At 52.0% G+C, this 13,563-nt stretch carries 9 protein-coding genes; 7 read left to right on the top strand and 2 right to left on the bottom strand.

The window, feature by feature from the left end; translation table 11 throughout:
• Nucleotides 1-116 precede the first annotated feature (116 nt).
• From G451_RS0101915 to G451_RS0101885, 7 genes are read left to right on the top strand one after another with little or no spacing between them, the layout of a single operon-like run.
• A complete protein-coding gene (locus tag G451_RS0101915; RefSeq protein ID WP_169727803.1) occupies nt 117-1,199 on the top strand; it encodes a substrate-binding periplasmic protein in 1,083 nt (360 codons plus the stop codon).
• Nucleotides 1,196-2,524, top strand: coding sequence for a dicarboxylate/amino acid:cation symporter (locus G451_RS0101910; RefSeq protein ID WP_027182944.1), 1,329 nt, complete (start codon nt 1,196-1,198; stop codon nt 2,522-2,524). The genes G451_RS0101915 and G451_RS0101910 overlap by 4 nt, the downstream gene beginning before the upstream one ends.
• On the top strand, nt 2,521-3,858 hold the full coding sequence (locus tag G451_RS26965) for a DegT/DnrJ/EryC1/StrS family aminotransferase (protein WP_051261020.1): 1,338 nt from the start codon (nt 2,521-2,523) through the stop codon (nt 3,856-3,858). The genes G451_RS0101910 and G451_RS26965 overlap by 4 nt, the downstream gene beginning before the upstream one ends.
• 11 nt (nt 3,859-3,869) lie before the next feature.
• Entirely contained in the window at nt 3,870-4,745 is an 876-nt protein-coding gene (locus G451_RS26960) for an HAD-IIB family hydrolase (RefSeq protein WP_051261019.1), read from the top strand.
• On the top strand, nt 4,742-5,812 hold the full coding sequence (locus G451_RS0101895) for a Gfo/Idh/MocA family protein (protein WP_027182943.1): 1,071 nt from the start codon (nt 4,742-4,744) through the stop codon (nt 5,810-5,812). The genes G451_RS26960 and G451_RS0101895 overlap by 4 nt, the downstream gene beginning before the upstream one ends.
• Before the next feature lie 17 nt (nt 5,813-5,829).
• A complete protein-coding gene (locus G451_RS0101890; protein WP_027182942.1) occupies nt 5,830-6,474 on the top strand; it encodes a class I SAM-dependent methyltransferase in 645 nt (214 codons plus the stop codon).
• A gap of 11 nt (nt 6,475-6,485) precedes the next feature.
• On the top strand, nt 6,486-11,009 hold the full coding sequence (locus G451_RS0101885) for a non-ribosomal peptide synthetase (RefSeq protein ID WP_027182941.1): 4,524 nt from the start codon (nt 6,486-6,488) through the stop codon (nt 11,007-11,009).
• A 96-nt stretch (nt 11,010-11,105) separates the two neighbouring features.
• Here the strand turns inward: G451_RS0101885 and wtpA are convergent, their stop codons facing one another.
• Both wtpA and G451_RS26955 read right to left on the bottom strand, forming a co-directional pair.
• Entirely contained in the window at nt 11,106-12,092 is a 987-nt protein-coding gene (gene wtpA, locus G451_RS0101880) for a tungstate ABC transporter substrate-binding protein WtpA (RefSeq protein WP_034640173.1), read from the bottom strand.
• Nucleotides 12,093-12,262: 170 nt separating this feature from the next.
• Entirely contained in the window at nt 12,263-13,489 is a 1,227-nt protein-coding gene (locus G451_RS26955; protein ID WP_051261018.1) for an MFS transporter, read from the bottom strand.
• Between the last annotated feature and the right edge of the window lie 74 nt (nt 13,490-13,563).

Here is a 13,563-nt window from a genome sequence, read left to right as displayed (position 1 = left end):
CAACAAGGCTTGCACTCACTACTCCTTCGGTATACCAGGAATTTATGCTCAAAAAAGAGTCTCCTGTTTTCATCGCTTCTACGAAGAGGAAACGCTCCTCCCAAAAGCAAGAGGTCATGCCGGGGAAGATGTCTCCTCTGCAACATGGTGTGCGTATGCTGTGCGCCTCTGTTCTGCTGACATTGATCTTGGTGTTTTCGACGTCCTTGGGGAGCGCTGAAACCGTTTCGACCAATTCCGATGCGATTCAACGCATCACATCGCGAGGCAGACTGATTGTCTCTCAATTCCGTGGGAGTGAACCGCTCTTCTTTTTCGAGGATACCGGAACGACCGATCGTTCGGTTCCTGTTGTCATGGACCACGGTAAACGTATCATCGGTGTCGACATCTCCCTTGCCCGTACAATTGCCGACTTCCTCGGTGTCGATCTCGATGTCCAACGGACCGCACAAAGCTTCAACGCCGTTTGCGAAGACGTCGCCGCAGGAAGAGCCGATCTCGGCATCAGCGCCTTGTCCATCACGCCGGAACGGGCTTTAATGGTTCGTTTTAGCGTTCCTTATGCCACTTTTCCCATGGGCGTTATTATCAACCGAAAACATGCCGCAGAGATGTTCTCGTTGCGCCTTCGCTATTGGGATCACCCGCAACTTTTTCTGAACAACACCGAAGTTGTGTTTGCGCAACAACAAGGAACGGCTCAGGAAGCCTTGGCCGGACAACTTTTTCCTCAAGCAACCATTCTCCCCACACGCGGTACGAATAGCGGCCCGATGGCCGTTGCCGAAGGCAAGGCACTCGCCACCTTGATCAGTCAATATGACTCGGAATATCTGCTGAAGGCCGATCCGGAACTCGGGGTAGAACTGAAATGGATTGCCTTTCCCGACGAAACAGACAATCTGGCCGTGGCTGTATCTCCGGCCAATGCCCATCTCCTCGCCTTTGTCAATGTCGTTATTTCCAGAAACAAAGCACTGACGGATATCGATACCGCATTGGAACACTATTATCCGGAATTTTCAGATGCCGAAGTGACCACACCCCAAAGTGACAGCGCATATGCACTGCCACATGCTCCCCCCGGTTCGCTGCTTTCTATCGCGGTGACCGGCGTGGCTTTTGTCATCCTTCTCGTTCTCTGGCGATGGTTGTCACGCCCTTACACCGCATTCGACCCAAAGGAGAAACCGTGAGGAGCAGCCAGCATCAACACTTCTGGCAGCAACAGGATTTTTCCAAAAAAATGGGACGTATCCTGGACTTTCTCGCCAATCCATGGGTTGCGGTGGGATCAATCGCCCTCGGTGTGGCAATCGGCCTCTTTGACGAACAAACCGGCCTCAAACTCAAGTGGTTGGGCGACTTTTTCGTTACGCTCTTATCCATGTCCAGTTTACCGATCATTCTGGCCGTTGTTGTCACCAGCATCGCGCGAACGCTGAAAAGTGGAGAAACCGCCCGCTACGTTTCCCGCACCATTCTCGTATTTGTCGTCGGCGCATTACTTGTCGCCGCGCTGTCCTCATGGTGCTTTGCCACCGGAGCCATGTTCTGGTCCATTGGGCCGGATACCTTGTCGTTTCTTGGTAAAATATTGACTCAGACGCAAATTCCATTGGGAGCCCAGACTCCGGGCGGCGGAGAAGGTTTAGAGCAGATTATCCCGGAAAATGTATTTGATGCACTGAGCAGCGGTAAACTCGTGCCACTGCTGTTGGTATCTTCTCTTGTTGGTACAGCCATTGGTGTATTGCCCGAGCACCAAGGAGAGACCCTGCTTTCGGTGTGCGATGATGTCTATTATACGTTTCTTTCCATCCTCAACTGGTCGCTTTATCTCCTGCCCTTCGGCATTTGCGGACTCATGGCCTCAACCGTAGCGCAGATGGGGGCAAGCGTTATCGTTGCGCTCAGTTTCATCCTCGGATTGAATTATCTCGTCATGCTGGTCTTGTGTCTTCTCTATGTATTCAGCATTGCCCGCGTCGCACGGATGTCAACAGCACAGACCATCCATGCCCTTCGTGAACCTATTTTTATTTCATTTGTCACCATGGACCCATTCCCAGCGATTCCCTCGGCCATGCGCTGCATGTCCGAAACATTCAAACTTCCCAAAGTGGCGTCAGAATTTTCCGTTCCCATGACGATTGCCCTCAATGGACATAACCTGGTGGTCCAACTCGCTTTGGCCGCGCTTTTCACAGCCTATGTCTATTCCATTCCTGTCTCGGTAGGCATGATTCTGGCCGTTATCGGCTTATCTGCCTTTCCCGGTTCTCTGGCCGGACCGTCATTGCCGACGCTGCTTGCCATGGTCCCTTATGTTTTTAGTCCACTTGGCCTCCCGTCCGAGCCCGGAATGGTGATCATTTTGCTCACCGGCCCCATTCTCGCACCAATTTGCGGAACACATACGCTGCTTTCAGGCTGTGCCAATGCTGCATTGATTGCTGGTGTTGCATCCTCTTCGGATGACGTCGAAACCATCTCCGACGCGCAAAGGAAATCATCATGACACAAACACCAATCACCATCACCGGGGACAGCGACTCGAATTTTGCGCTTCTGACGGCGCTTACGACATCACCGACACAATCAATGTCTCTGCAATTTTCCGAGACTCCAGCCGCAACAGAACTGCGCCTTGCCGTGACTGACAGCGGACATTTGCGCGACTTTTCCACCATAGAACGCAATATTCTTGTTCAAGAATCGTCTCAACCGAACGGCGTCGAATTCCTGCCGATGAAACGACTCATTTCACCACAGGAAAAAGATGGTATAAAAACAGCGATGCATGCAGTTCTCGATTCAGGACAGTTTACATCCGGACCATACGTTTCCAAACTTGAAACGACACTTGCACAATGGACCGGCATTCAACACGCCATCGGGACATGCAGCGGCACCGAAGCCATGGTTATTGGCTTGCTTGCTTTGGGTATCGGCCCCGGCGATGAAGTCATCATTCCGGCCAACAGTTTCGCGGCCACGGAAAACGCAGTATTCCTTGTAGGCGCCACTCCGGTTTTGGCCGATATTGATACGCAGTACACGCTTGCCCCCGAGAGTGTTGCTCGTGTTGTCACCCCCAAGACCAAGGCGATTATTCCTGTGCATTTGTACGGCAAATTGACCGGTATGGAAGCATTGCGTCAGGTTGCCGATGCACACAAACTGGCCATACTGGAAGACGCTTGCCAGAGTATCGGCGTCACCGGACTCGGCCGCTATGCGGATATAGCCGCCCTGAGTTTCAATCCTTTCAAAAACTTCAGTGTTTGCGGCAAAGCCGGCGCGCTCCTCGTACACGATGACGCGCTTGCTCATCGATGCCGTGCCGTAGGCTATCATGGATTCGACCCCGACAAAAAAAATGTGAAAGCCACGGCATACGGACTCAACGCACGCATTGATAATCTTCAGGCTGCGATTGCTCTGGCTCGATTTCCCTTTCTTGGATTGCGCAACTTCAAACGCCTCTGCCTGGCCCACCGCTACGATAAGAAACTGCAATCGCTTTGTGACCAAGGGCATGTGGTTAAACCATCATTGAGCCCTGATCACGTATGGCACCATTACACGGTGGAAACACGCACACTCCCACGCGACCGTGTCAGACAACACATGCACGAACGTTATGGCATTGAAACCGATATCTATTACCCCATTCTGACACATCACTATGAAACGCCGACACATCGCCGCTTGTTCGAAAATGTCGACCTCCCCCGTACCAATGCGGCTGCCCATGCCATGTTTCAACTCCCGATGTATCCGGAACTCTCGCTTGAAGAGCAAGACCGTGTTGTTGCCGCATTGGAACAGACGTTTCTCCATTATGTGTAGAAGGAGACCATATGGACCACCCGACGCCTGCCGGCATTGCATATCTTCCCCATATTCCCACACCTGAATCTATTATTTTCAGTGATTTCGATGGAACTTACCTGCTCCCGTCCCCGAATCCCGAACGCACACCGGCAACCGATGCACTGGAATCCTACCTCCAACAGGAATGCCTGCCGCAACGACTGCTCTTTGGGTGGATCACGGGAAGCAGTTTAGACAATGTTGCTCAAAAAAGTATGCGCTATTCCCTTCGACTCTGGCCGCATTTTATTGCCGGCGCACTGGGCACCCAACTCTGGATGTTTTCTCAGGAACACGGCGCAGTCCAAGAACCAATGTGGGAACAGCGCATGACGGAAAGCGGGTTTTCCCAAGAAAAAACCGATACAATTGTGGCCGCATTATCTCGGGACGGCATCCGCCTCGTTGCACAGGCTTCGCACAACCAAGGACCACGCAAAGTCGCCTACTATTATTTTATGGACACGCCGGAACGAGACGCCCGGGCCAAAGAACGCACACTGCAACTCGTTGAAGATTTTGGTCTGACCGTCCATTTTGCTCGATGCGGTGTCGGCGTCGGTGATCCGAACAATTGCTATGATGTCGATTTCACTCCGCGCGGTTCCGGAAAAAAAGCCATTGTCGACCACCTGCTTTCGATATGGAATATTCCCCAAGATCGAACAGCTGCATTCGGTGATAGCCAAAATGACAAAACCATGCTCGACACGGTTGCACACGGGTTCGTTGTTGCCAACGCGGAAGAAAGTATAAAACAAGATCATTACACGATATTACAGGCACCGGGTCCGGCTGGCATTCTCGACGGACTTCGTCACATCACGGCAAATTCTCAGCCTCAACACCTGGCACAACCATGAGTCCCGACATAATTCCTCACCACGTCGGCATCATCGGAACCGGTCGCATTGCACGCCTGCATGCTGCTACACTTCGTGAAATCGAAAATGCGCATCTCGTCGGTGTGTTCGACAAAGACGCGACCTGCGCACGCCAATTTGCCAAGGAGCACCATTGCCGATCGTTTACGCACGTTGAAGCACTCCTTGAGGCCATTGATGCCGTCATTATCGCGGTTCCGAACTGCTTTCACCGGGACTATGTACTGCGCAGTATCAATGCCGAACGGCACATCCTGTGTGAGAAACCCATGGCGGAAAATCTCGCGAGTGCACAGGCCATGTTCGAGGCCAAGCCATCACACCTTATCGGAACAATTGGATTCAACTACCGCTTCTTGCCGATTGTCGATATCATCCACAAGACGCTTGCCTCCGGTACTCTTGGTGATATTCTCGCCTTTGACGCCGCCTTTCTAAAAGACAGCGCCAGACGGCGCACCCAATTCAACTGGCGTGATGGCCCGGAACAACACGGCAGCAGTGGATCATTGGGCGACCTTGGAAGTCATCTCATCGATATGGCGTGCAACCTGTTCAACACCTCGATTGATGAGAGTTCCCTCTCTGGAACGTTGCAAACACATGTGCGATTCAAAGAAAACAAACCGGTCTGTGTCGATGACTACGCGCACGTTGTATGCCGACTCGCCTGCGGGATTCCGTTCACATTGACGACATCGAAAAGTGCGTCGGCTCCCGATCTCGGGGTCCGTATCACGATCAAAGGAACACACCGATCTCTGCTTTACGAAACGCAAACCCCACTCCACTGGTCAATGACAGACAATGCGACCGGTCACACAAGTACAATGGTGTTACCGCACCAACGCCACCATGCAGACCCGGCGGGAGAAATTTTCGGATGGGCCGATTCCATGCACTGTCAAATGCGGTCATGGTTGTCCGCCATAACCACGTTATCACCGCTTCCCCAATCCGCAAATTTCAGTGACGGCGTTCGCGTACAACGGGCATTGCAAGCGATGCTGAACACATTACCCCAGGAAGAACAGTATCGAAACTGACCGTAGGAGGTGAGTTGATGTCACGCCCTCCCATGTTTCGCAGCAAAAACGATTTCATCCTTCCCATTGTTCGCGACAAATCCGTCCTCGATCTCGGATGTGTCGACTACGGCAAAGGGCTGACACACGATCCAACATGGTTGCATGGTGCCATTACCGCGCTTGCAGCCAAAACCGTTGGCATCGATTGCGATACCGATGGCATTGCGCCACTGTTCGAAAAAGGATTTGATATCCGTTGTGCCAACGTGGAAGATTTCAGGTTGGACGAGCAGTTCGATGTCGTCGTTGCCGGCGACATTATCGAACATGTCAGCAATCCGGGAGCAGTACTTGACTGCATTCGAAAACACCTCACCGAGAGCGGAATGTGTCTGCTGACAACCCCGGTGACCGTCAATTTCATGCGTCTCGTGGAGCTGATCTTTACCGGCGAAATCTATGCGCACCCCGAACATACCTGTTGGTTCACTTCGGGGGTGCTTGCCGAGTTGGTGCGACGTCACGGACTGACCATCGATTCCCTCTGTTATATCAACGACGCTCGGCTGTATTACCCTCTCCTCTCCCGCTGGGGAGTGCCTCGACTTATCGACATGGCATTGTGTCGTATCCACCCCGTATTCTGTGAAACATTCGGCGCGGTGCTCCGCAAAGCATGAAGGAGAAGGACATGCCTCCATCGTCCTGGCCACTTCTGGCCAATCAACAGCGTCTTTGGCTTTCAGCGATGAAAACGCACGGAAAAAGCCGGGACAATGTTGCCGTGGCCATCCATATCGATGGTACTTTCGATATCGATACACTCCGTATTGCCATTCAAGAATGCATTGCGCGTCAAGACATCGCAAGGGCATATGTGACGCTGGAAAACGGTCGCCCACGTGTTGCGATTGCTTCTGTTCCCAACGTGATTCTCTCGTTTGCCGATGCCAATAATACCGAGTCCTTCCAACCCTTCGCCGACACCGAATTTTCTCTCCTTGAACCACCGCTCTTTCGATTTCACCTCTTACGCGGGGCCTCGGGTGCGCAGACGCTTGTTCTCGTCTTCAATCGATTTGTTGCGGACGAGACATCGCTGGCTGTGTTCGTCAAAGCCATAGAGCACCGATACCACGCGCACTGTTACAGAGCACCTGTGCTGACCATCCCGCTTGCCACGCTGACGCAACTTCATGCCAATGAAACCCACGCCCTGCAGGGCGAGGCTGCTGACGCGGATCGCGCATATTGGCGAGAACATTTTCACCTTGCCGATTATACGCTTCATCTCGGTGACGTTGCCTATGTTCCCCATTCCAGTGGGCCGGGATACAATATGTTTCCGCTTCTCCCGCCAGCACCCGATCTCCTCAGCACATGTGCCAAACAGCTCGGTGACGAAGCGGAGGACGTTGTTCTCGCGGGATTCATGGCACTCCTCTATCGCGCAACACTGGCTGATCAGATTGGCGTATTGCGGTCACTTGATATGCGTGGACCGGAAAGCGCCTGCACAATCGCTCCTCTCGATGCAATGACGCTGTCCTCTGTCCGGTTCGATACCACAACGACATTTCGTGATGTGCTCGATACACTTGCGTCTCAGAGGCAACATGACACGCCGCACCAGCGTTTGCCATTGGAAGAACGAATCCGAATACGGGAAACCGTCGACGGCGCAAAGACGTGGGTCACCCCCAATATTGTCTTTGGGGTCGGACGCACTATGCCGCCAACGATCCACCTCGGTGCATCTCGCTGTCATCTTGTTTCGCTACGATGCCGACATGCACCGGGAATCCTTGATCTGTCTTTGCTCCCCGGAACGCCGCTTCGGATACAATGGGGCCATGCCGGAGGATTGTTTTCCACAGCATTTCTTAAGCGTTTTCACAATCAGTTTTGCCTCCTGTTGGAAGCGGCCTGCCAAACACCGGAACAACGCCTTACGGCACTTCCCATCATTACCGATGCGGAGAAACACGATATTGTGAAGATATGGAATCAGTCCGATGTCGATCTCCCCGACGGTTTGCGCTTGACCGACCTCTTTCTTGTCCACGCCACAAGCACACCGGACAAACCAGCGCTCTATACTTCTTCTCAAACAGTATCTTACGGGCAGGCTCTCGAAAGAGCCAGCCGCATAGCACACGGCTTACGTGCCCACGGTGCCGGACCGGGCACTCGCGTGGCCATTGCATTACCCAAAGGGATAGACCAGGCACTTGCCGTCATCGCAACATCGCTTGCCGGTGCAGCCTATATGCCGCTCGACCTCGCCTGGCCACAGGCCCGCGTGGATAATATTCTAGAGCAAGCCGAGCCATGTTGTGTGCTGACAACCCATACCACTGCCGAACGCTTTGCAACTTGGAGCAAGAACACGGGAGGGGGTTGTCTGAGCATTGATCAGCCCGGCATATGGAACGATTATCCCGACACGCCCCCGCATCCCAATCATACGTCGGACGATCCCGCCTATATCGTCTTTACGTCCGGTTCAACGGGAACGCCCAAGGGTGTGGTCATGAATCATCGCATGGTCATGAACAGCATTTTGGACGTCAATCGCCGATTCAATGTGTGTGCGAGCGATGTGGTATTTGCGCTCGCCAATCTGACATTCGATCTGTCAACGTATGACATCTTCGGACTCCTCGCTGTCGGGGGAGCCGTTGTCTTTCCCGATACTGATCGATTACGCGACCCACGGCACTGGCTTGACCTCATGGCGCAATATCCTGTCTCCATCTGGAATACCGTCCCCGGATTCATAGTCATGCTGGTCGAAGCGGCCGAAGCCCTGATGACCAAGCGGCATAAGACGCCTCCCGATCATCTCCGACTCGTCATGCTTTGTGGCGACTTCATGCCGCTCACACTGGCGGACCGTACCCGCGCATGCTTTCCCAAAGCGCACGTTCATAATTTAGGAGGCGCCAGTGAATGTTCCATCTGGTCAATAACCTATCCGGTGACAACGGTTCGGCCAAATTGGCCCAGCATCCCCTATGGGCGCCCGTTGGGAAACCAAAAGATGTATGTGTTTGACGACAATTTCGAACATTGTCCGATCCTCTTTCCCGGACATATTTTCATCGGCGGCAAAGGTGTGGGTATGGGATATTACCGCAACCCGGCATTAACTGCGGCACACTTTGTCCTGCACCCGAAAACCGGTGAACGCCTCTACCGTACCGGCGACCTCGGACGGTGGCTCCCTTCAGGATATATGGAGCTGTTAGGAAGGGAAGACCATCAAATCAAGATCAATGGTTTTCGTATCGAATTAGGAGAAATCGAAACAGCTCTTGAAGCATTGCCCTTCGTCGAACGCGCCGTGGCAACGGTGGTGACATTTTCAGGCAAAAAGCGTCTCGTGGCATATATTGTCATGCCAGACAATGCGTCCTTGTCTCGACAAATCCGGCACGATCTGAAAGAGGCGCTGGCAGCTAAACTCCCGTATTATATGATACCGGAATACTATGTCGATATTGAGCGTGTGCCATTAACCAACAATGGTAAGACAGACCGCGCTGCCCTTCCCGCTCCTCACGACCATGACCGTATTGCGGCGGCCGAATTTGTTCCGCCGCAAACTGTACGAGAAATGCTCATCGTCGATGTGATCGGCGACATTCTTGGGCAAACATCACTCAGCCTACTCGACAGTTTTACCACACTTGGCGGGGATTCGCTGCAAAGTCTCTCAGTATCCGTCGCCGCCGAAGAACGAGGACTCTACATTACGCCGGAACAGATACTCCAAGCGCCCACATTACGCGACCTGGCGCGAAAAGCCGTTTTTGGCCAAAGCAGGCCGATATCTTCCGCAGTGACACCCGGCATATCCCCCATGTTACCGGTCCAACGCTATTTCTTTACCTGGGCGAGAAACAATCCTCATCATTTCAATGTATCGGAACTTTTTGTCTGCTCCGTCCCTCTAGATCGCGACCGATTGACCGAAAGCCTGCGACTCCTGGCCTTGCATCACGACTCTCTCCGTTTTCGTTTTCCCTGCAACCCCCTGGGAGAACGAGAAATGATTTTGTTCGACGAAACCGAGGGTATTCCACCATGCGTTGACGTCACTGACGTCTCCATGGTTGCGCCGGAAGCGTTGTCTCATATCATCGTTCAAGGATGTCTTGCCACCGAAGCCACACTGAATATTGAACAGGGGCCGGTCCTACGCATGCATATTTTTGACGCGGGACCGGATCAGCCGTGTCATGTCCTGGCTACCTGCCACCACCTCGTCAATGACGGTTTTTCCTTCGGCGTGCTCATGACCGATCTCCAGACGATCTATTTGGCCTTGAATGAGAACCGAGAACCGCGTCTGCCCGCCAAAACGACATTTTACGGTGAATTCGCCAGACAGCTCGTGTCATACGCTGGAAAACCGTCCACCCGAGCCCACATGACGTATTGGGAAAAAATAACGAAAGACCGTATGCGTTTCCCCGTCGACGTCGTGACCACCGCATCACGGCAAAGCGATATTCACGTCCATCGCGCATGTCTTCTTCATGAAGACGATATGACGCTTCTCAGTGAGCGTGCTGGAACTCATCTCCATCAAACAATCAAACATCTTCTCTATACGGCCATGCTTGCCGCAGCTCATGATATCAGCGGGCAACGCCGCTTAACGTTTCATATTGTCAGTCATGGGCGAGAAAATCATATCGGTAATGTTGATGTTGCGCGTACGTCCGGTTGGTTTGTCACGCATACCCCTATCACGCTCTCCGTGCCCGATAGTATCAACCTCTCCGCAGCATCACTTGCTGACGTGGTTCAGGATATCGCTCGTCAGGATGCTGCCATGCCGGATAACGGCATCAGTCATGGAGCACTTCGCCACTATGGAACCAGCGAAGAGCAAGCGATTTTGGCACCACTCGACAGAGTGAGCATGTTGTTCAACTATTTGGGACCGGCCGTTGCCGGACTCCATTCCGGCCCCCTGTTTTCGCCCCCGACACTCCGTATAACGGACCGCCCCGATCCTGTCGGCATGACCAATCCGGCTGATTATTCACTGTACATTTTCGCCTACGTCGAGAATCATCGCCTTTGGGTCGACTTTTGTTACAGCAGTTTAGAGTACAACGAATCCACAATCCACACGCTCGCAAACAGCTTTACTCATCGCCTGCATAGCACGGTGCTCGATTTGCCGAAGCACATCGTGTGATCCCTCAAAATAAACGGCGGCAAGAACAGGAATGTGTTCTTGCCGCCACCAACACGAAACGCCGCGAGATCGAATACGGCGATCGAAATTCTCTTATTACTTCTGGACTTCAACCAATCCTTGCAAGGCTTTGGGCATGGTGTCTTTCATAGCTTCGCTGCCAACACGCACCGGTTCAAAGGGAGGCTGTCCCATGGCTTTCAGGATTTTCAGACCGCCTTCGGGCGAAAACATATATTCCAGGAACAGCGTTGCGGCGTCCGGGTTGGGTGCATTCTTGAGCTGGGTCACGCCATAGGTAATGGAGCCACCTACTCGCGTGATCTTCTCGCCATCCTTCGCACCCGTCACCTCGACTTTGGCTTCTTTATAGAAGGGGTCCATGGCATAGTTGCCGAGATTAATGTGGTCATTGAGTTCGACGAACTTCAGGCCGTGCTGGACGGCAACCGAACGATATTCCCAAGCATAATCAAGTTTGCCGCTTTCGAGCAGTTTGAGCAATCCGGCAGCCTTGGGGAGAACATTCTCTTCAGGACGATTCTTGAGCAGCGCGTCATACAGGCCGGGTTTATCATAATACTTTTCGGCCAATTGCAAGACCATCAAGCTGCGGTATCCGCAGGGGTCGAGATTGGGGTCGGAATGTCCCCAAGAGATACCGGGCTTCTGAAGAATTTCATACCAGTTGTCGGCATTGATCGTATCAGCATCTTTGGATTTGTCCGTATAACACAAGACCATCTGATTCGATGCAAACAAGGCGTTCCAATCGGCAAATTTCGGAATAAGATTTTTGTCAATGACGACATAGTCGGCAGACGCCATGATGTCCGCGGCGTCGCCTTTTTCGGAAATAAGCCGCGCCATTTTCGTGGAACCGCCGCCCTTTGTTTCGACCGTGATTCCCGGATATTTTTTGCCGAATTCTTCAATCATAGACTTCAACGGCACCGTCAAGCTGCCGGCATGGTAGATCATAACTTTTCCAGACGGCTCAGCATGAACCACTCCGGAAAACAAAACCAGCGGGGCAACAATCGCTGCGAAGACAAATGTTAATAACGTACGATTTCCGAACATAATGAAACTCTCCTTGTACATGTTGTATGGTGTGACACCCCTCAACTCTACGGGAGCATACACCAAGACACACAACCATTGTCAAGGAAGGATTGAAAAAGTGAACAGTCTCAACATAGCATGGAATATACCAGAACAAATCGACGTATTTTTCCATTTCTCACAGTGCATCATTGAAGATATCGTCGCGGATTGAGCAGGAGATAGAAAACAGCCGTACTCACCATGACAACACTGGCGATATGGAGAAAGCTGTCATACCCGAGTGTTTCAATAGCCCACGCACCAAGAAACGGCCCGAAGAATGTACCCAGATGCACGGTCAACATCATCATATTCACATTAAAGCCGCGGTGTTCGGGTGCCGAAATACGATACATCATCGAATTCAAGGGAGGTACGGCAAACCCCATTCCCAAACCGAACAACGCTGCCGTCACCAACAGCCAACGTTGTTCCGGCTGACTCTGCAAAACCCAAAACGCCACGGCAGTGATGACAAAAGCACCGGAAACCAGGACAACCGAGGATATCCGGTCAAACAATCGGCCAACAACAAGACGGATACCAATCATCACCATCATCTCTACCGTAAAGAACAATCCGGCGTCGGTGTAGGCACGCTTGACGGCAAGCCCCTTAAACAGAAAGAACATGCCGGAAAAACTCAAAAAATAAACAAAATTCACGGTAAGCAGGACCAACACCCCACCATGAACAGCTTGCCGAAAAGAAACGGGATGCTCCGTACGCTTCGCATCCGACCCAGCTTCCTGATTCCGTTGCGCTTTTTTTCGCAGATATGGCACACAGAGCAATGCGGGAAGAAGGCCAAGGGTAGACACCGGGTACAACCACACCGGAGACGGGAGAAGATGCACAATGGCTCCGGACAACGGTGGCATTGCGGCATACGGAAGCAATAAGAATACAGAATATAAACTAAACGCTTGCCCTGTTCGTTGTGGCGGAATAATGGCGACGAGCAGCACAGTCGCCGACGCCATCAACAAAAATCCACCAATTCCATTGGCAATACGAACAGCGAGAAGAGAAGAAAACGACGTGGCGATAAGATATAAGAACCCACATCCCATCACCATAATCATACCGGAAGACATGCATATTGCCGCATTTTTTCGTGTTATACGCTGAGAAAACAATGCATACATGGTCATCGCGGCAAGGGAATACATGCCAACAAGCAATCCAGCTTGCTTTCCCGTAAATCCAATATCTACAAGATACAGATGGAAATTATAAAAGACAGTGTTATTGCATAATGCAAGAAAGACCATGGCACACAACGTCAAAAACGCAGGTGTTACCACAGGTTCATTCTTCAATTCTAACGATAGTTCATCTTTATTAAGATTCTCATGATGCCGCCCCTCCATGTTTCTCCTTTATTTTTCCCATGTCCTACTTTCATGGTCGCAGTGTTCAAGAACTGCTGAGGCGTCGAAAAAAC

Origin of the sequence: Desulfovibrio inopinatus DSM 10711 (assembly GCF_000429305.1) — a bacterium.
GTDB lineage: Bacteria > Desulfobacterota > Desulfovibrionia > Desulfovibrionales > Desulfovibrionaceae > Alteridesulfovibrio > Alteridesulfovibrio inopinatus.
The sequence above is the reverse complement of the archived record's forward strand: the minus strand, read 5'-3'. Positions and strand labels throughout refer to the sequence as shown.